General features: G+C 36.2%; 24 protein-coding genes. 4 read left to right on the top strand and 20 right to left on the bottom strand.

Features of this window, described 5'->3' with window-relative positions; all coding sequences use genetic code 11:
• Positions 1-12 precede the first annotated feature (12 nt).
• The 5 genes from AAEU29_RS13120 to AAEU29_RS13140 form a co-directional block, all read right to left on the bottom strand.
• Positions 13-441, bottom strand: coding sequence for a YcfL family putative periplasmic lipoprotein (locus AAEU29_RS13120; protein ID WP_421973769.1), 429 nt, complete (start codon positions 439-441; stop codon positions 13-15).
• 8 nt (positions 442-449) lie between these two features.
• Positions 450-1859 (bottom strand): COG3014 family protein, encoded by a 1410-nt coding sequence (locus tag AAEU29_RS13125; protein WP_421973770.1) that lies wholly within the window; start codon positions 1857-1859, stop codon positions 450-452.
• A 150-nt stretch (positions 1860-2009) separates the two neighbouring features.
• Positions 2010-3839, bottom strand: a complete 1830-nt coding sequence (locus AAEU29_RS13130; protein ID WP_421973771.1) for a DEAD/DEAH box helicase — start codon at positions 3837-3839, stop codon at positions 2010-2012.
• 245 nt (positions 3840-4084) lie between these two features.
• On the bottom strand, positions 4085-4444 hold the full coding sequence (locus tag AAEU29_RS13135; RefSeq protein ID WP_421973772.1) for a DUF5329 family protein: 360 nt from the start codon (positions 4442-4444) through the stop codon (positions 4085-4087).
• The gene (locus AAEU29_RS13140) at positions 4431-5264 is read right to left on the bottom strand and encodes an endonuclease/exonuclease/phosphatase family protein (protein WP_421973773.1); all 834 of its coding nucleotides are present in this window, start codon (positions 5262-5264) and stop codon (positions 4431-4433) included. The genes AAEU29_RS13135 and AAEU29_RS13140 overlap by 14 nt, the downstream gene beginning before the upstream one ends.
• 193 nt (positions 5265-5457) lie before the next feature.
• Here AAEU29_RS13140 and AAEU29_RS13145 point away from each other — a divergent pair, with 193 nt between their 5' ends.
• A complete protein-coding gene (locus AAEU29_RS13145; protein WP_421973774.1) occupies positions 5458-5868 on the top strand; it encodes a hypothetical protein in 411 nt (136 codons plus the stop codon).
• Between the two features lie 38 nt (positions 5869-5906).
• On the opposite strand, the gene folE is transcribed toward AAEU29_RS13145, so the two are convergent.
• On the bottom strand, positions 5907-6548 hold the full coding sequence (gene folE, locus AAEU29_RS13150) for a GTP cyclohydrolase I FolE (RefSeq protein WP_421973775.1): 642 nt from the start codon (positions 6546-6548) through the stop codon (positions 5907-5909).
• 486 nt (positions 6549-7034) lie between these two features.
• On the opposite strand from folE, the gene AAEU29_RS13155 reads away from it, so the two are divergent.
• Positions 7035-7286, top strand: coding sequence for a hypothetical protein (locus AAEU29_RS13155; protein ID WP_421973776.1), 252 nt, complete (start codon positions 7035-7037; stop codon positions 7284-7286).
• 242 nt (positions 7287-7528) lie between these two features.
• On the opposite strand, the gene AAEU29_RS13160 is transcribed toward AAEU29_RS13155, so the two are convergent.
• From AAEU29_RS13160 to AAEU29_RS13170, 3 genes are all read right to left on the bottom strand, one after another.
• Entirely contained in the window at positions 7529-8194 is a 666-nt protein-coding gene (locus tag AAEU29_RS13160) for an HNH endonuclease (protein ID WP_421973777.1), read from the bottom strand.
• Positions 8195-8312: 118 nt separating this feature from the next.
• Positions 8313-8849: a hypothetical protein gene (locus AAEU29_RS13165; protein ID WP_421973778.1), complete on the bottom strand. Its 537-nt coding sequence runs from the start codon at positions 8847-8849 to the stop codon at positions 8313-8315.
• Between the two features lie 906 nt (positions 8850-9755).
• Positions 9756-10055 carry a hypothetical protein gene (locus tag AAEU29_RS13170; protein WP_421973779.1) on the bottom strand — a complete coding sequence of 100 codons (300 nt, stop codon included), beginning with the start codon at positions 10053-10055 and terminating at the stop codon, positions 9756-9758.
• Positions 10056-10920: 865 nt separating this feature from the next.
• On the opposite strand from AAEU29_RS13170, the gene AAEU29_RS13175 reads away from it, so the two are divergent.
• A complete protein-coding gene (locus AAEU29_RS13175) occupies positions 10921-11694 on the top strand; it encodes a hypothetical protein (RefSeq protein WP_421973780.1) in 774 nt (257 codons plus the stop codon).
• 473 nt (positions 11695-12167) lie between these two features.
• Here AAEU29_RS13175 and AAEU29_RS13180 read toward each other — a convergent pair whose 3' ends face one another.
• The 11 genes from AAEU29_RS13180 to AAEU29_RS13230 all read right to left on the bottom strand — a co-directional run bounded on the left by AAEU29_RS13180 (position 12168) and on the right by AAEU29_RS13230 (position 18868).
• Positions 12168-12584: a hypothetical protein gene (locus tag AAEU29_RS13180; RefSeq protein ID WP_421973781.1), complete on the bottom strand. Its 417-nt coding sequence runs from the start codon at positions 12582-12584 to the stop codon at positions 12168-12170.
• Positions 12585-12905: 321 nt separating this feature from the next.
• Complete coding sequence (locus AAEU29_RS13185; protein ID WP_421973782.1) at positions 12906-13055, bottom strand: hypothetical protein; 150 nt, start codon at positions 13053-13055, stop codon at positions 12906-12908.
• 33 nt (positions 13056-13088) lie between these two features.
• Entirely contained in the window at positions 13089-14411 is a 1323-nt protein-coding gene (locus AAEU29_RS13190) for a zonular occludens toxin domain-containing protein (RefSeq protein ID WP_421973783.1), read from the bottom strand.
• Complete coding sequence (locus tag AAEU29_RS13195) at positions 14411-14812, bottom strand: DUF2523 family protein (RefSeq protein WP_421973784.1); 402 nt, start codon at positions 14810-14812, stop codon at positions 14411-14413. Before AAEU29_RS13195 ends, AAEU29_RS13190 begins: the two co-directional genes overlap by 1 nt.
• Positions 14805-16112 (bottom strand): hypothetical protein, encoded by a 1308-nt coding sequence (locus tag AAEU29_RS13200; RefSeq protein WP_421973785.1) that lies wholly within the window; start codon positions 16110-16112, stop codon positions 14805-14807. The genes AAEU29_RS13195 and AAEU29_RS13200 overlap by 8 nt, the downstream gene beginning before the upstream one ends.
• A 119-nt stretch (positions 16113-16231) precedes the next feature.
• Positions 16232-16438: a hypothetical protein gene (locus AAEU29_RS13205; RefSeq protein ID WP_421973786.1), complete on the bottom strand. Its 207-nt coding sequence runs from the start codon at positions 16436-16438 to the stop codon at positions 16232-16234.
• Positions 16439-16475: 37 nt separating this feature from the next.
• On the bottom strand, positions 16476-16715 hold the full coding sequence (locus AAEU29_RS13210; protein ID WP_421973787.1) for a hypothetical protein: 240 nt from the start codon (positions 16713-16715) through the stop codon (positions 16476-16478).
• 2 nt (positions 16716-16717) lie between these two features.
• Positions 16718-17035 (bottom strand): CTX-RstB family phage integration protein, encoded by a 318-nt coding sequence (locus AAEU29_RS13215; RefSeq protein WP_421973788.1) that lies wholly within the window; start codon positions 17033-17035, stop codon positions 16718-16720.
• Positions 17026-18405 (bottom strand): replication initiation factor domain-containing protein, encoded by a 1380-nt coding sequence (locus tag AAEU29_RS13220; RefSeq protein ID WP_421973789.1) that lies wholly within the window; start codon positions 18403-18405, stop codon positions 17026-17028. Before AAEU29_RS13220 ends, AAEU29_RS13215 begins: the two co-directional genes overlap by 10 nt.
• Positions 18405-18605, bottom strand: a complete 201-nt coding sequence (locus AAEU29_RS13225; protein WP_421973790.1) for a hypothetical protein — start codon at positions 18603-18605, stop codon at positions 18405-18407. Before AAEU29_RS13225 ends, AAEU29_RS13220 begins: the two co-directional genes overlap by 1 nt.
• Positions 18605-18868: a hypothetical protein gene (locus AAEU29_RS13230; protein ID WP_421973791.1), complete on the bottom strand. Its 264-nt coding sequence runs from the start codon at positions 18866-18868 to the stop codon at positions 18605-18607. The genes AAEU29_RS13225 and AAEU29_RS13230 overlap by 1 nt, the downstream gene beginning before the upstream one ends.
• A 148-nt stretch (positions 18869-19016) precedes the next feature.
• Between AAEU29_RS13230 and AAEU29_RS13235 the strand changes: the two genes are divergently transcribed.
• Entirely contained in the window at positions 19017-19361 is a 345-nt protein-coding gene (locus AAEU29_RS13235; protein ID WP_421973792.1) for a hypothetical protein, read from the top strand.
• Positions 19362-19377 lie beyond the last annotated feature (16 nt).

Raw genomic sequence — 19377 nt, forward strand, 5'->3', positions numbered from 1 at the left:
ATTGGTTATGCATTAAAAACGGTAAATAGTTTCGTTAACTTCACGCACATATAACGTAAATTTTGCAACGTTTTTTGTTGGGGCGATTGCACCTAAGTTAACTACTTGATGGCCATGGAGCGCTAATGATTTCCACGGCTCTTTACCTTCTTCGATAACAAAACCATCTTTATCAAACCAATTAAAATGATATTGTAAGTTTTGTGTTTTCTTATAACTACTTGTTAATTCTAAGTTTACATCGAGCAAACCATTTGTTGAACGGGTTAAAACGTTGGAAATATATAAACGTTGCCCAAGTTCTTTATTATCCACTCGTAGATGTTTTTGCCATGAATCATTAAGTGCAATTTGGTCACTTCCTGTACCTGATGTGACCGGTTTGTTGGCACATCCTTGTAAAAAAATTAGTAAAATAAAAAGCGCGATAGTATGTTTCATAACTTCACCTATATCGTATAAACAGAAGTGTTAAAGGTTGAGCCAATAGAGACAACTTTAATTAAAACCGACTGTTTGGCTTGAGAGTTAATCGTGATGGAGCGTGTTTGCCCATTAAAATCAATATTTAGAATATGCTCACCGTAAGGTAAGTAGGTTTTAGCAACTTGGTAATTATTTGCCAGTGTTAGCCACGAACGCGTATCAGCACGTTCGCTTGCGAGGTTGTAAAGCGTAGCAATAATATTTCCTATATCGCCACCGTTTCTTGCTGCACTTTGGCGAAATTCTTCTTTTGCTATTAAGCGGGTAATTTGCCTTGCAACAATTCCTGGCATACGATCTTTTAAATCTTTAGCAGCAAGGGATGACAAATTAACAATAGGCTCTGTCGTCATGTTATTTTTTTTAACATTAACCACTGCTGATCTTTGCTGTGAAAAACCCTCGCTATAACTTGGCATTGCTACACTGTAAAAACGCATATCATTTTTTGATGTGAATATAGGTAAATCAATGCGTGATTCTACTTTTTCCGGAATCAGTCCTTGCTCAAAAACAATGAGAACCGGGCTTAGCTTAGAATGATTGCTTTGAGAGGTTCGATTAAATTGTTGCTTGAATAAATGATATTCATCATCAAAAGATAAATATTTGGCTAATCGTAATAAATCATCCTGCAAGTAGGTATTATTTGGAAATATTTCAATGGCACGTTTGTAATCTATGTAAGCTGAGTTGTATTCTCCTACAGCTTCGTATAGAAATCCTGATAAATAGAACGTAAAGGCGTTTTGAAATCCATTTTTAACATCACCAATGAGTGTGTCCATACTCGGGTAACTGTCATACAGCTCATTTAAATCAATATTTGCATTAAGTGCGGCTTTCTCTAGTGAACCAACATTTACCTTTAGTGCTTGTTCTTGAACTAAATTGGCCCTTCTTATTTCAACTAATGCAGCTTCAATGTCATTAAGCGCTATAAAATTAAGTGCCTGTAAAGTATGAACCATGGTTTGTTCATAGTAGGGGACGAAATATTCTCGAACATTATCGTTTGTTAAAAATGACGCCGTGGTTTCTAACCCTTTGCTTATTTCGATTGATGCAGCAAAATTCTGCGCATCTATGTGTGTTAGCGCAGTATTAAAATCATCTTTGCTCTGTTCAAATTGATGATTAAGTTGCATTACACGACCTTTTTCAAGCTGATTTAGCGTAAAAGAAACATTATTGTCTGAAAGTGCAGGCAATAATGATGGTGCATTAGCTACATCATTACGTGTGAGCGCACTTCTGACAGGCGCAATTTGCTGATTATAATTTGTGAATAATTGGCTTCCTGAGATACTGCTACATGCATTTAATGTGGCAATGAATATGGAACCAATGGTAAAACGAGCTATAAAACGCAAATGTTACCTTAGTTAATTTACTAATCTTTGTGTTTTATAGTATGTGATGATAACGCTGTGTTTTCACGTTTTTTGTTGTTGAAATTTGTAAGTATTCCATAACAAAAAAGCCATGCAATGCATGGCTTTTTTCAGAATAAAAATACGTTACTAGTTAAAAGTAGGTACTGAACGTTCTTCTCTTCTAGGCTTGCTTGTTTTCTTTTTAAACGTTTTCATTGAACGATCATCATTAAAACGTTCACGTTTACGAGCTGGACGTTTACCACGATTGTCAGAATCGTAGCCAGCATTAAGTGCCGCGCCTTCAACTAAGCTTGGGTTGATTTTATGACGACGAATTGTAACATTCATCAGCTTTTCAAAACCTTGGCCTGGTAACGTTTTTGGTAATTCAACATGACAGTGATTATCAAACAATTTAATGTTACCGATTTCTCGTGAATTAATACGCACTTCGTTTGCAATTGCGCCAACGATATCACTAGGTTTAACACCTTGTGCACGACCAACAGCAAATTTATAAGTAGCAAAATCACCTGGGTTACGACGTTCACGACCACCTTCACGGCCGCCATCACGACCACGACGCTCGCCACGATCACCACGTTCATTGCGCATGCCATCACGACCGCGACGTTCACCACGCTTATCAATTGGATCAGCTTGCGGGAATAACGGTAACTTTTGCTGTAACTGATATAGCATCGCTGCAGCAAGTTGCTCTGTCGTGATTTCAGTTTCTTCAGTGAATTTTGCCAACACTTCTGCGTACTTATCAAGATTCGGGCTTGCAGCTACGTTTACAAGCTTTTCTTTTGTCTTTTCAATACGGTGTTTGCTTAACTGGCTTGCATCAGGCATTTCAAACGGTGTGATTTCACCTTCTGTTGCACGCTCTAAACGGTTTAATAAACGCATTTCACGGTGCGAAGCAAATAAAATCGCTTCACCTTCACGGCCTGCACGACCTGTACGACCAATACGGTGAACATATGATTCGCTATCAAATGGTAAATCATAGTTAATTACGTGACTGATACGAGGAACGTCTAAACCACGCGCTACAACGTCTGTTGCAATAAGAATATGGATACGACCATTCTTAAGTTGATCAACAATACGCTCACGATCTTGTTGTTGCATATCACCATTTAGCGCTGCTGCTTTGAAACCTTTATTTACAAGGTGCTCACTTAAAATAAGCGTATCGTTACGAGTACGAACGAATACGATCATTGCATCGTAATCTACAACTTCTGCAATGCGCTCAAGACCAGCTGTTTTGCCGATTGCACCTACACGCCATGCGCGCTGTGTAATGTTTGCTTTCGCTTGTTTTTCAACGGCAATCTTTACGTGTACAGGATCAGTTAAGAACTGAGAAGTAATCTTTTTGATTGGCGCAGGCATAGTTGCAGAGAAAAACGCCATTTGCGTATCTTCTGGAACATGATCTAAGATCCACTCGATATCGTCTAAAAAGCCCATGTTAAGCATTTCATCAGCTTCATCTAATACACATGCTTTTAGATTATCTAGGTTTAAACGGCCTTTTTCGATGTGGTCCATCATACGACCAGGTGTACCAACAACAATTTGTGGGCCACGTTTTAAGTCGCGGTTTTGAATTGTATAAGACTGACCACCATAAACAGTCGCAACATTAATGCCACGAATGTTTTTAGCAAAATCTGTAATTGCTTCAGCTACCTGAATAGCAAGCTCACGTGTAGGACATACCACAAGCAGTTGTGGTGCATTTACATTTTCATCAATACGTGCAAGAAGTGGTAAACCGAATGCGGCTGTTTTACCAGTACCTGTTTGTGCTTCACCAAGTACATCATGACCTGCAAGTAACGCCGGAATAGACTGTTGTTGAATCGGGGTTGGCTCTACAAAACCTAGTTCTGTAATCGCACTTAGAATAGGGGTAGGAAGGGCTAGTTCTTCGAATAAAATTTTGTCGTTTGACATCTACTACTCAACTTTTTTGCGGCTTTCGCCTAATTAAGATACACGGAGGTAGAGGCCAAATGTAGAAATATACATGGCAGCATATAGCACCAATGAACATTGAGCTCATCAATTATGTTTGGTCTTTACCTCGTCACACAGTAAACGCATTTAAAGCGTTAATTCCGACGAATGGCTGATAAAGTCCCAAAACACAGCGCTTGCCGGAGAGGGTGCACTATACAGTAATAAATCCGTATTGCAAGTTATTTAGCGTGGTCTAGAGAATTATTGTAATACTTTAATTGGTCTAAGAGCCATTTTTTGGTAGTAATTTCTTCTGAATTAGGGCATTTCATTTTATAACTTATGCCTGTCCATGAACTTTTGCTCGCAAGATTGTTTATAAAATCATCGCCATTTTTTGCGTAGCGTTTTCCATTGTTATATTTCAATGTGAGATGATTTGCTGCGTCTTTGGCTGTATACGCAGTACCATTTCTGAAAAAAGTACAGTCACTACTTTTTACTTGCTCTATTAAAAATTGAATGTCCTTAGGCATTACGGCCAAAACTTTAAATGAATAAAGAAATATGAATAAAAGAATTAGCTTAATTAGGGTCATAAATAAGATCCGCAATGACAAATAAATGGTCAGATAAACCAGCGCCAACCGTTTTATACTGTTTAAACTTAAAATGATGAGAGACAATGATCCAATCGATACGCTTATCACCAAATGTGTTTAACGTGTTTGACTCGGGCTGAAACAAGGTTAAATCAAAATCTTCGCTCAGTGTCTTTACTACTGAGCTTTGCCAGCGCCAATCAGTGTTAAAGTCACCCATAATAATGAGGGGTTTTTTATTTTGTTTTAGCTGTTTTGTTAACTCAGTTATTTGTTGAGTTCTCACAGATACCCGCGAAAAATCCAAATGCAGCGACACTAAGCCTATAAGTTGGTCGTATCCCAAATCTATTTCGGCATAACTGTATCCTTTATTTGTCGTTGGAAAGCTAGGTGCAAAGGTAAACCCTTTGCAGTTTTGTAAGGGATAGTTAGACAATATTCCAGTGCCATACTTACCCCACCAAGCATCAACATGATTAGTAACCATATAATAGCCAAAAGATGTGTTCTCAACTAAGCGTTTTGCATGATCAAAATTACCGCTCCACCAAGAGGGGGAATCAAGCTCTTGGAGTGCAACGATGCTTGGCTTATGAAAATTAATGTGTTCGGATAGCGCATCTAAATTTTGTTTTATTTCTTCTGTTGATGTTGTTAATTGCGAGAAATTAGTAGCGCGACCATGTGCAACATTTGCTGTCATCACTCTAATAGTCATGTTTTTGTTATTTATAGTTTCAGTTTGCTGTGTATTTAAACAACCAACGTTTGAATATCCAAAACCAGAAAAACAAATTAATAATACTAACCACATCCGATTTACTTTCATTTTTACGCGTTTTCCTTATCAACAAAAAGCGTGTTTTGCTAACAAACTGTTGCAAATGTGAGCTTAATGTACACTGAACTAGATTAATTTGTAGACAGTTTGATTTTGGCTAATATTTTCATTGTTAAACAAAAAACAGTGTATATAATTCGCTCAAAATTCATTTAGGAGCTATATTATGCTAAAGCTAGTAACAGTACTTTCTCTCACTGCGTCATCAGTTGCCTTCGCAAGTAACGATGTTGCACCAAATACATTTTATACTTCAGTATGTAATGTAGCCAAAGCAGATGGATTTCAAGCGGCTAAGTCGTTCGCAAAATCACAAGGCGTGTTTATCAGTAAACATTATTCAGACATTGAATGTAATGGTGTTGCACTTAAACAATTTGCTAAAGCAAAAGAAGCAGCAAATTTATCAACGGAAAAGTTTGAATTAGTTGATGACAGCAGTGCGACACAGTTATGTGCAAAAGCTGCTAGTTTAGGTGTTAAAGCGGTAGCAAAACGTTCAGCTAAAGTAAAAGCTTTGAAATGTAATGGTGTGCCGGTTGTTGAATTTGTAAAGAGTGTTCAAACTCAAAGCTAAGTTTTAAGGGTGTGATAATCAAGTTATCACACCCATTTTTATCCTGCCAAAAACTCAGAACGTGTATTGGTATTTGTTTTAAAAATACCCCCTAAAGCAGTTGTTGACGTATCTGAGGTTGCATCCATCACACCACGACTTTTAACACAGTAATGTGTTGCATTAATTGAAACCGCAACATTCTCTGTCTCTAATAACGTTTGTAATGCAATGAGTATTTGTTGTGTAAGGCGCTCTTGAACTTGTGGACGCTTTGCAAAAAAACGCACAATACGATTGATTTTAGATAAGCCAATTATCTTTTCACTTGGAATGTAAGCAACTTTTGCGTAACCATCAATCGTCACAAAATGATGCTCGCATGTACTAGTCAATGAAATGTTATTCACTTTAACCATTTCATCAACTTTCATTTTATTTTCAATCAATGCGATTTTTGGGAAATTTTCGTAATCCAGCCCAGCAAAGATTTCACGAACATACATTTTAGCAATACGGTGAGGAGTTTCATTTAGGCTATCATCTTCTAAATCTAAACCAAGCGTATCAACTACCTCTGTAAATAAGTCTTTAATTTTTTCATATTTTTGCTCTGGACTTAAACCTACATCTTTAAGTGGGGTTTCAAGGCCACTTGCTATTAAGGCTTGCTTTACGAGTTTGGCTTCATTGGAAATCATGTTACTTCCTAAATGTTGGCTGTATAGAGCCAGATTTCACTTTTAACAATTAAAAGTGAAGATTAACGACGCATGTAAAGCGCCATATTGTAGAGATTTTAGTGAAATTGACAATCAGAAAAGTAATTTGAATCACTGCCAGGCATGCCTTTGCCTAAAATTCACTCTAATCACACGCGTGAAGGTAATTTTTTACAAAGCATTAAAGGCTTTTTACCTTAATACTTATATCTAATTTACATATCTATTTGTTTTATCGTTATAACTAGAATTGAAATTCAAAGTAGGGTAGTTTTGAATTATCTATGAATAAATAGTCAGTGCTTTTCCATGAAAATACTTGTTTTATTATCAGTGGTGTTTCTTTTTGTTTTACTTTTAAACTTGTTTGGTCGCTTTTTAGCTAAACGTGCAGATAAAAATAAATAGTAAAATGGTGACGCTTCTTGATAGAATAAAATCACTATTAGTAAAGAAGTATATAGTATGGATCTAGTACAATCCCTTTTTAATTACGCATGGCAAATTGTGGTTTACCTATTTTTGCTGTGGCTTGTATATTATTTCTTTACAAATACTTCTCGTATTACCAAAGTTACGGTTTCCCTTATTTCAATTTTAGTTGTTGCTGTCGGCATTAGTACTGGAGTTCTTGAAGAACAATTTAATGATATTGACGCAGCCTCTGAACAACACATCATTCATATTAAAGCGATTCAAGAAACGTACGATTCTTAATGCTTAAAAAATAATGAACTCAATAAAGGTTTTGTGCTTAGAAATGCAAAACCTTTTTTATTATATTAAGACTAAAATAAACCTATCAAAAATATCCAAAGATACAATATAAATACCTATAATGTACGATGTGTAAAAAAGGGGAAATGTGAATATTTCCCTTTTTTATTAGTCAGTTATTAGCTTTAATTGAATTGTCATATTGCCATTTGTTACGAATCACTCTTAAACAGTTTGTTAGGCTAAATGCCAAAGTGTGCGTTTCTGTGACAATTGGGGCACAAAGCAATTGTATTTTCCAACAAATCATCCCCACCTTCAGCGAGTGGAATAATGTGATGTACTTCTAAGTAAGGTGACTTATCTTTTTTGCGTACAAATGGGGCTTTGTTTTTGCATTTTTCGCAGATCCCATTAGCTCTAACTAATGTTTCTACAATAACATCAGGGTCTCGTATATAGTATGTTGTCACGACATTTACACGCTTTGGCTTACCATTGGAAAGTTTAATCCTTTCTTTTCTTTCACTACTCGTCGATTTTAATGCCTTAGCGATTTGCTTTTCTAGTGATTCTTCAAGAGATGAGTAACTTTGTAATGATACTTGAAAAAGTTTTGGGTCAAATACTCGCAGACCGACTTCCCTTTGTTTTTTAGTACACGCACCTAAACCATTATGTAGATCAAAGCCATTCAGTTCATTAAATAGATTAAACAAACGCTCTGAATAATTTTCAGCCGTTCCTCTGCTCATTCCCACTCGATCTGCAAAATTCGCTATTCTTTTTTTATTTGATAGAAGGCTCACTGAGTACAAAGTACTGATGCCACGTTTGTAGTTTGATAAATAAATATCAAATACTAATTCACCCAAACCAAAGTGGATATCTTCACTGTACTTACTCAACCTTCCCTCCTTTAGCCTAACACCGCCAGCAGAGGCGCAGCTATGCTGCGACCTGCTGACTGGCCATGTTAGCAATTGTTTGTTCAATCATTAGAGTTTATGCAAAATAAAACAATTTTTAATGCATAGTTGAATTCATAATTACTTCTAACTCTTTAAACAATTCATTAAAAGTTTCTTCCATTTTAGCAAGCTCTTTATCAAGTTTAGCTTTGGAACCAATGCCACCTTTAATAGCTAATTGCTTGTGCAGTTCCGCAAAACTCTCTTTAATTTTTTTCATACAATTGAGTGTTGTATTGAAATATAATCCAGCTAACATTTCCGTTGAATGTAACTTATTAGAATATTCATTGCTTAAATCAGCAATTTTACTATCAGGGTCCTTTAATAAACCAGATGCATAATTGCCTTTTCTAGCTAATTCATATCCCTTTAAGAACTCAATATATATCAGCCGATTAAGTTCACGCAAACCTATAACACCAGCATACATCTCTTCTATTTTGTCTATTAGTTTTTCTTTACGTGATCTCCTAGAGTTAAACCATTGATTAAGTAACACTACAGCCACCGCAATAATAGCGGCAATTATTGTCGTAACTAATTTAGCTTGATCGCTATTTTCAGAAAATATGTTGATAAGGTAAGACATGGATACTCATATGCATAAGAATTTAATATCGATCCAATGGGTCGTTTCTACCGAACCACGGGTTGTTTTAATCATTATACCAGTTCTATCATAAAGACTAACCTGTTGCTAGATATATACTTTTATTCATTATGGAAATTATGATTAAAGGATAAACTCATAGCAAATGAGCATATAATCAATGCTGAAATATAATATTCTAATGACTGATATGCGCTAAAAGAAGAGCTTAAGCAAATATCCTGCAAGGTTCGATGTGTAAAAAAGGGGAAATGTACATATTTCCCTTTTTTATTAGTCAGTTATTAGCTTAAATTGAATTGTCATATTGCCATAAGAATCAAATCAAAATTAGAATATGTAACGATTTCAGTTATTCGAAACGCCTCAATAATGGACTTGAAAATGCTTGGCTAAAATTCGCGAAGAATGAGCGCAAGCCAAGCGTTTTGCGTCAATTTGATTGACTTTTTATGTCTCGGTCTTAACTTTGGTTCCAAGTGTCATAAACCAAAGTGGTAAAAATGCAAAAACTGCATATTTAGCTGCCCTGATATAAAAAGACCTTGGGTGTTCAGCCAGAGTATAAAAATTACCTCTACGATAAAATGAGCCTGTTTCGATTAACTCCATTAGAGCATTGGTGTAATACACTACCAAAAGTAAACAGAAGCATCTTATAACCCATATAGTTGTACGTCTCGCTTCAATGAGCACTAACCCATATCTTTTTTTCACGTTTACTCACCTATTTACGAATCCGTTCGTCTTAACGCTGCGTTAAGTAGTGAGCAACATTACCACCTAACCTAAACCATTGTGCCGTAAACACTAAATTCAAAGCAAACCATAAATGCCTAGCGTTGCGAATCTGCCTTAAACGCCTTGTTATATTTGTACTCAAAGCTAGCCTTGAGGTAAGGTTACCCACCCAAGAGCAAGCAAAACAGCATAAGTTAAAACACCCCCTGATGCTGCAATTACAACAAGCCCTAGTGGCTTTTGATACCATTGAAAGTTTTCTGGCTGATGATGTTCTAATGCTTGTAACGCTGCGCTAACTCTTGGAATGTAAGTATTAGGTGGAGAAAAAACAGTCTGGCATTTTAAAAAGAACGCTTTAGTCTCTTGGTACTCTTCCTTTGATAAATCCGCACGATTTGCAATAGCAATGTACCTTTCAAGTTCATCTGTCGTTATTTTCATATTGTTTGATTTCCTCCAAAAATATAACGCCTTACTAATAGGCGCATAAATGCTTGGCTAAAATTAGCGACGAAGGAGCACAAGCCAAGCGTTTTGCGTCCTTTTGAGTAACTTGTTATGTGTATTGTTACTCTTTGTACCATCCGTTTCTATTGCTGCCATGATAGGTGTCAGCAAAAAGTTTAAACCTAGCTTTGCAATTAGAACATTCGAAATAATTTAGAATTATGTCCGACCATGGAGCTTTATTTGGCACTAGCCGAAACTCTTCTTGGAATCCATCTTCTATTGGTGGAAGTGCGATCAGCTTCCCTTCATTCACATCCGATCTTATTCGCTTTATCAGCGTTGATAGCTCTGATGGGTTCTTAACTAATTTATTGCTTTTCCAAGAGCGACATTGTTCACAGTTTTTCTTCTTTAGAAAATTAAACACTAGACTCTCTCAATACACATAACAATTTAATATCGACCCAATGGGTCGTTTTTCTACCGAGCCGCGGGTTCTTTTAATCATTGTACCAGTTCTATCATAATTACTAACTTGTTGCTACATATATACTTTTAATCATGATGCAAATTATGAATAAGATAAAAACGACCAAATGGGTCGTTTTCCTGAATACTAGAGAAACTTATAGAACTGGACATAAAATCAGTGATAAAAAATGATATTCTAATGCCAGATGTGCGCTGAAAGAAAACATCAAATTACAACCTGTAAGGATCGATGTGTAAAAAGAGAGGATAGAAAAGTTTTCATCTTTTTTATTAACAACATACGTATGGATTTTTAGTTCTCAATATTATATTTATATCGTGTTATATTGAGACTAATTAAAATACTGAAAAGAAAGGTAATGAGGTGAATATTAAAAAGAGTTTATTCCAAATTTGGTGTTTTATTTCCATCATGGCAGTATTAACAACTTATTGGGCAATAAGTACCTATATGTCTGACTTCGATAATTTCTTTCCTATCGGTTATGAAAGAGATGCTTGGGGCTCTTTAGGTGACTTTTTAGGTGGAATATTAAATCCAATTTTAGGATTCACTACCATTCTGATATTAATCACAACAACATTTATTCAAAAAAAACAGCACGAAGATGTTATTAAACTCACAAAATTAGATTTCAAAGAAAATAGAGATCAATATAAGAGAGAGCAAGTAATTTCAGCATTAGATAAACAATTTTTGAGAATACAATTATTTTTAGATAAAGAAAGAGAGTTTGAGTTCAGTAAAAAAAACATAAAAATGAAGTTATCAGACATACCACTTAAAGAATTAGGAGAAATATCAAGCAAAATTCAAAGTATTCATAAAAAGGAAGAGTTAGAACATAAATTAAATGGAAATGAAAAACATTTATATGTAATGTCCCTGCAGCTTTTCCAAGTATTTCTACCTACAGAAAAATTGCTAAAAAGGTTGGTTGAACTAAATAGTGATCAAGTTGTAGTTAATCATTATGCTGCTTCAATACTTGAAGAACTAAATATATGTAGTCAAATAATCAAGCATGACAAAAGTTTTGAAGAGTTTGTTTGTTGTTTAGCTGAGGTATCAAATGGTGAGATATTGGTAGATAGTGCAAAGTCGATGCTGAGATATAGGGAATTATTTGATAAATAATTTAACATTCTAATGGGTGCTATACAGTGGGAAGCGTTAAACTAACCAGCTATAAATATTAATGTAAAAAATTAAATCTATTTGTTTACTGTTTGGGCTAAATTTATAAATTTCATTTTGGCATGTTGTAGAAATTTCTTGAAGCGTCACAGTACATCTTCATTTTAGTTGGATTTTTTTTCACAGCTGGCAACTGACAGATTTTATCAAAATAAGCTTGAGCAGCTTTTAGACATTCTTCATATATTTTGTTATCAGATTTTTGTAAATAACAAACGCTATTTAAATTAAATTGACCATTCTTTGGACGAATAAGTGAAATTTCAACACCTTTATGTTTAATTGTGTCGAATTGATCAGGTGAATATTGAGTCTGAATTGATGAAAAGGAAAAATTAGAAATAAAAATATATGACAAAAAATCCATTTAAATGAAAAAAAGTTAGGTAAGCATTAACCTAACTTAAAGTATTTTAACCAGTTTTTCTAGCTAATTTAGCAACAATCTCTAAAAGTGCATCTTGGATTTCATCGCTATTTGATAGCTGTTCTAACTCTGAGATCCTTTTTCTGGCATTTTTAAGTTGCTCAGTGGCTCTATGTGCAGCCCACTTGTAATTATGCAAGTATGCTAAATCACCAGATGTAGCCTTTCCGTAAGGTGTATGCATAATTCCATCTTTATCTATAAAGGCATCATGCCAACCATTCGAGTTTGGTAAATATCCTCGATACATAATATCAACAAGAATCTTTATAGTAGGGCACACGCGACCTGTATCTATGTAGCGTCTTATTTGCCTTGGTGATTTACCAAGCTGTTTAGATGCCAACTCATAATCTAAGCCGAATAGTGAATAGAATTGACTTTGAAAGTCTACCTTAACCATTGTCTAACTCCTTATATTTCAGTGGTTAAGGTTTTGAGTAAATATTCTAGGCATTTTGTATACAATCATAGTCTGTAAACGTTTGTAATGTGTTTATGTGCATAGTCGGTTAAATTTTTGCTCCCCCCCTATTAGTATTAGGGGGGAGGGCTGATACATCAGCGTTAAATTAAACATTTTTTTGGTTTAGCAAGGGGCGAACCAGCCATATTTATACAAATATAGCGTGTTTTGCCCTTGTCGAAATGATGTACGGGTATTGATTTGTGCATGTTGGCTTTGCATCAGGGGCAAGCCCCTAATAACCCCAAACGAGTGAAATTAAGCTTTATCTTTATCAGCTAAAGCTTCTTTAAGCTTAAATAATAGGCATGAAAGAACGTCATACACTATTAACGCCATAAGAACTGCTAACATAATTTCAAAAATCGTTAGCGGTAAAATTATCTCAATAATTTGTTTATCGTTCATATTAATACCTATTGGCTTGTTAGCTCGTTACGCTCAGACTTCGCTTGACTCGCTACCAATGCCAAACGGTTGTAATTCTATTGTTGATTTATCTTGGTCTTGTTGTTGATTGCTTATAGGTCTTGGATTACATAAAGCGCGATATTCGTATTTTTGGGATTGTAAAAGTACATTACATTCATTTATGTATTTAGTTGTTATTCCCATTCCAAGTAGTTCAACATTGGTTAGTGATATAGATCCGAAATCAGGCGTTAATAGTTCAAAAATGATGTGCCTAGAAAATGCCGCACCATCTTTTTTTGTGACAATACCAGAAACAAAAACCTGTTTAGCATTATATGGAAGCTCTAAAAGAACATTAGTGCGAGTAGATACCGAATTGTTATCATCACTATTATTAACAACAGCAGTCTTGTAAACACTTTCAACAGGAACTTGCGCGGCTTGGCTGTTATTCTCCACAACGTCTTTATCGGCAAAGAAATACCATAGTAAAAAGCCGATACTACAAAAGAATAAAAGGGTAACAATAAAAAGCTGAGGGCTGAGAATGAAATTCTTACCTTTTCCTTCCGTAATACTTCCGGTAGCGGTTGATTTGTAGCACTTGTGGACATCCAACGGGACTTTTTTCCAGTTGATTGTTTCGTTTTTGTTTGGCTTTTTTCCGTCAAATTTGGGGTTATGCTCATGGATTCTTGGCCGCCTGTAGTAATACGGGATTTTTGAAAGTCCATCGAAGTATTTATGCGCGTAGGCGTATTCGGTGACAGCTCTAATGTACTTGTGGACGCTTCCGATGTCGGGAGTGCAACAGAGGATATCCCAGTTATATTTTCGGTGTCGCATGTATGCTTCTTTGAGGGTCTTTGGATAAATAACGTGGCCATATTCATTAAACCTTTCTATTCCTAAATCGTCGGTGTCTGCATCTGTCAAATCTTCTGGTTTTATTTCTTCAAGCTTAGCCATATGATAATCGTACATATATTCGGGTAGAACGCCTTTATATGTTGATATGTGCTTGTAATCGCATGATTCAGGCTTGAATCTTGATTCAATTGGATAAATGTCTTGTACCTCATCCATTACAACTAAAGCACCTACAGGCATCCAGTGGAACCAATTGCGCCATAACATTTCGCCTATATCATTTTGGCTGGATAAACGCCATAACTGCGCTGATTCGGGGAATGTCTCACCTAGTTCATTTTCTATTGTTTCAAGCGGTAATATTCCCTCGATATTAGTTACAACTAAGCGGCCTTTGCGTAGAGCTGGGAGAACTTCAAACCAAGTAGCAGAAGCTGTTTTGAAAGAACCAGGTGCGCCATGAAATAAATAAGTACTCATTAAATTATCCTTAAAATAAATCGAGTAACTAAAGCGTTTAAGTAAATGTTTAATCCATCAAAAAACCGACAATCAACCAAAGCGGCCTTTACGTCATTAGGTAAAGCATTTGCAGCACTAGCGATTTGCGAACCCACTTGAAAGCTTTCTAAAATTTCTTTAGCAATAAACCACGCGAATTTGATAGATTCTAATTTCATTTCAAAATAAAACTTTACTGCCCAAACAGTAATATAAGACCAAAATCGGTCTATAAAATTGGGAACGTCAGTTTCAAAGAACCCCCAAAAATCTGTGAAAAAATTCCCTTGCATTTGTGCTGCGCCTTGCTCACCCACATAGGTATCAGCAAGCAATAGGCAAGGAAATAAAAGCAATAATAGAAATATAAATCTAAGCACGGACACCCCCTAAAACAGCGTATAAAGCCAAACAAGAAAAAATAAAAAGTACGATAGGTGCTAATTGCTGCCAAAATGTAGCAAAACGACCCATGCCGTATTCAATAGTTTGCCCTTTGAGCGTCATAGTTCTATTTTCATAAACACCAGTGGCATTAATTTGTAAATCAAACATACCTTTGATTTCAGTTTGAATTTGCGAGTAATAGTCTTTTAAATCCTGTTTTAATGTATCTCTATCACCCTCTAAAATTGCTAACTTTTCAGCGCTGAAAAGGTCATTTAATCCGCCCGTTTTTCGTTCAGCAGACATTGTGATTTGGTCGGGTTCTTTTTCTACAGCGTCTTTTATGTCTGATAAAATTCCGTTTGTATCAAACGTGTTTTGTTTAACATCAGATAGCAAAGAATTACTGTTTTGTGTTTCATCAACTAATTGATCCAATCTATCTGAAATGGCCTTATTACCCTCGCGCATATTATCGTTAATTACAGACAAGTTATCGTTTACTTGATTTAGCGCTTGTATTTCAGTTGTTGCGTCTGTGTTGTCAGCATCCGTTCCATCACCTAAAGGGTCTGGGTCTGTTGTCGGGTCAGGGTCTGGTTCTGGGTCAGGGTCTGGGTCTGTTGTCGGGTCAGGGTCTGGTTCTGGGTCAGGGTCTGGGTCAGGGTCTGGTTCTGGGTCAGGTAAACATTCAACAGATTCTTGAGAGCCGTAAATGTAAGGCTGAAAAAATGACCCGTCAGTGTCAGTTGTAATTTTACATTGCGTACCGTCAGGATTGTTATAACAGACGTCTCTTTGACCTCCACCAACAGATGATATGAAATAATCGTTTGCGCTTGGTTCAGGGCAATCATCACTACGCAATTTAATTTCTAAACACCATTTTGTTCCGTTATCGTCTTCATATTCTGCTGTGTGATTTGGATGTTGTTCGTCTGGACAATAGCCATTTGTTCTATCTGTTTTTAAATACGTTCCAAGAGTTGTTGTAGGGCAAGAACGAGATGAATTCATAACATATTGATAGTAAAAACCACCTTGGCCATTATCATATGGAGTAACATCACAGTATTGATTATCAACATGATCTTGAATTACTTTTGCACAATCAATGACGCGCCCCTCTTGCATATCAACTTTATTAAATCCGTAGGTACATTCCCAGATTGGTTTTTGCAATTGTTCAACGCGAGTATCCCAATTTAATTGTGGATTCAAGCCAGCTGGAGGTGTTTCAGCCAATGCTATAAATGATGATGTTAAAAGGAGTAGAATAGATATGTAGCGCATAAATCACCGATAAAAAAGGCGGTATAAAACCGCCATTTATTAACTAGTACGGACTCCGCTGGTAAATCCCTCGGCAAAGACCCATACGAAGAAACAAGCTAAGCCAATACTAGTAACCATTAGTTTTTAAGCTTGCTGATTACGAAGCCAACACCGAAACCAACAGCGGCAAGACCTAAAAGACCAAGAACTACAGCGGTATAGTTTGCTGTACCTTCTGTAACAGCCGTACCAATAGCAGCTGTGTGGTCAGTTGCAAAAGCAGAAGCAGAAGCAAGAACAGAAGTACCAACGATAGCTAGTTTAGTTTTAAGTGATTTCAACATTTGAAATTTCCTTTTTGAGTGAGTAAGTAATAAATATTTAAGCTTTGCCCATAGTTCGAACTACACGCCCGATACTATGACCAACAATAAAAGCAACAAAGCAGCTTGCGTTTATCATGCTGAATGTTGCCAAATCAAAAGCGAATAGTTCAGTTAACAAATTCGCTAATCCTTGCATGCCGAGGTTTAAATATTCCTCATGCGTAACAATTACAAAATCGCAGCTTGTGCTACTGGCCTGTAATGTGCCGTCTTGTAAAATCGTTACGCACTGCATAATTAGTCCTTAGCTAAAGTAATATCAGTGACGATGTTACGAGCTGGGTTTTCTGGGTCTGGTGAAAGGATTAAATCAACTTCACAAACCCCATGCTGGACACTTAATTTTTGAACTTTGTTAAATAGTTCGGTGTTGTGCTGCATGTTTACTGACTTTTTATCAAAGCCGCATTTATCAATGTTGTGGTCTCCAGCGTGATAACTACTTGCTGGCACAATGTAATCAATAGATGCAATTGAGTATGGTTTTGGTGTACCAGATTTTGTGCTGATACCGTTGCCTAAAGTGGCACCTAATAAAACTACTTTTAATGACATGGGATGTTCTCCGATTGTTTAAAATTCGGTGGCATAACGAGCGTTTGCCTTAACTTGGTTGGCATATCATCAATCGCCAATCCTTTGGTTAATTGTTTAACTATTTCACTATCTGATAGCTGTAAAATCTGTTTCATGTAGTTAACGCACTTACCATAAGCAAGCTTGTGATATTTAAATAAGCGTTGCTCAGTAGCGTCATGTTGTGCGCGTATATCGACTAGTTTTGAATCTTGTTTTTTGCGTTTTGTGGTTTCGATAACTAGGCGTTTTTCCGAAATAAAGGCTAGGGCAGGATAGGCCGCAGCAAATACCGCATCTGTATTAATAAGTGCATCAAGTGGAATAGTGCGGTCAGTTGCGCGTAACTCTAATTCAGCACGTACCCAATTAGGTTGATTAGTAGATTCCATTTGGCGGCCTTTTTCATAGGCTCTAAACATTTTGCCGTTTGAGCGGGAACCAACGTAAAGCGTTGAACCAGCGTTAGGCACTAAGTCGTATTTTTTTTGCCATCCGTGTTTTTTCTTAAAATCAGCTTGTTGTTCTTTGGTAAGTGATACGTATGTACCACCACAAATATATGACCAGTTAGGCATTTGATTGGTAAGTGCAAAGTTACCCATTTCATACTGGCGTAAGTATTCATCAACAGGAATTTCGCCCTCGTAATCATCGTATGCAATATCAAGACGTGTGATTTTTGCGTGAGGCATACGTGATAATAATTTGTGCAAAAGGTTTAAATCTAAGCCTTTGCAACCAGTACCCGAAAAAGAAACCATACAGCCAGCATTGTTAGCGCCCCAAGCAACTAAACCGCTGTTTACACCGTGGCGATAAAGAGTTGCTGAATGGTCATAAGTAAACATACCGCCTTGGTTTTGGCGAATAGTCCACGGTTGTTCATCTGGGTTCATTCGGTCTGCATCCTTAGCTACTACTGTATTTAATAGTGTTAAGAAATGCTGAAATTCACCTTGAATAAGATTCTCTAATACTTTGTATTTCTGTGTTTTTTTGACAACAACCTTACATAGAGCCATTTTGTCGTCATAAGGCATATTGTTTGAATAGCGCTTGTTGTTATCAAATAAATCGTTATAAGCTTTTTCTGATTCATCAGTATAAAAAGGTGCTGTAGTGCGTTTAGTTACATTAACTAAATCAAAGTCGTCAGTACCATCTTCACTAAAGATTTCAGCACAGATTAGAGCATTGTAAGCTTCGCGGTAATGTTTATATTCACCCGTTGAAACGTGCCATTTAGCCATAGTCTTTAGGCGTTGAATTTCAGCAGGGCAAAAAGTAACGGTTAGGTAATCGACCTTAGTTACGTTCTGGTATTGTGGCTTAGGCGCAAGTTTCATTAGTCAAACGCCCCCGACATAAGCAAATCTTCGCGGTTGTTTTCGTCGACTTCTACTAGCTCAAATTCCGCACCTTGTTGGTAATCAATTATCCAAGCAATCATTTCAGCTTTTGAATAAAAGGATAAATACGTATCTAGGCCACTAAACATAAGGCCGTATTCATCTTGGTTTGGGATTTCTTGCCAGTAGAATTTCATTATCTAGCAACCTTTGAAGCTTTAAGAACAAATGCAGTTGCTTCTAGTGATGTTTTAACGATAGATACATCACGTTTTTGTAGATTTGATTTGTAGTTGATTAGCTCGTAACAGATTTTGTGTAAATCAGCTATTTCGAGATCCATTTGTTGCAGGATACCGTTTTGAACAACACCAGTTTGAATAGAACGAATGTATGCTTTTTCTCTAATTTCGTTATTAACGATGTGAGTTAACACGTTTAAAGTTTTATCTGAAAGCATAATTATTTCCTTATCAAATCCGTCTTTTTCCAAATGACAAACTGTCAAAGTTGGAAGTTGTGATAAAGTCTAGCTTACAGTTTTGACAGTTGTCAACTTTTTATTTTCCAAAATTGACAACTATAATGTGGTACGTAAGGAGATTATTATGAATTTTAGTTACCAACTTATTGAAAAATATAAAGCTTTCAAAGGCTATTCACAGGACAAGCAAGTCATAGCAGACATGCCAAATATTAATTCTGGTAACATGACGCAAATTAAAAAAGGCGACAGACACCTAACAGCAAACCAAGTTATTTTTCTTTCAGAAGAAATTGGAATGGATGTTAAAGAGGCTTTACTACAGCTAGCTTTGGAAAAATCTAAGTCTAAAGAAGAATCTAAAATATGGACTGATGTTATAAAAAAGATTAGTGCTGCATGTGTGGCTATATCGTTATGTGTTGGACTTGCAGCAGAACCTAACAAGGGCGCATTAGCGCAATCATAATAACCTCTAATGTACG

Source organism: Pseudoalteromonas aquimarina (assembly GCF_049257255.1).
Taxonomy (GTDB): domain Bacteria; phylum Pseudomonadota; class Gammaproteobacteria; order Enterobacterales; family Alteromonadaceae; genus Pseudoalteromonas.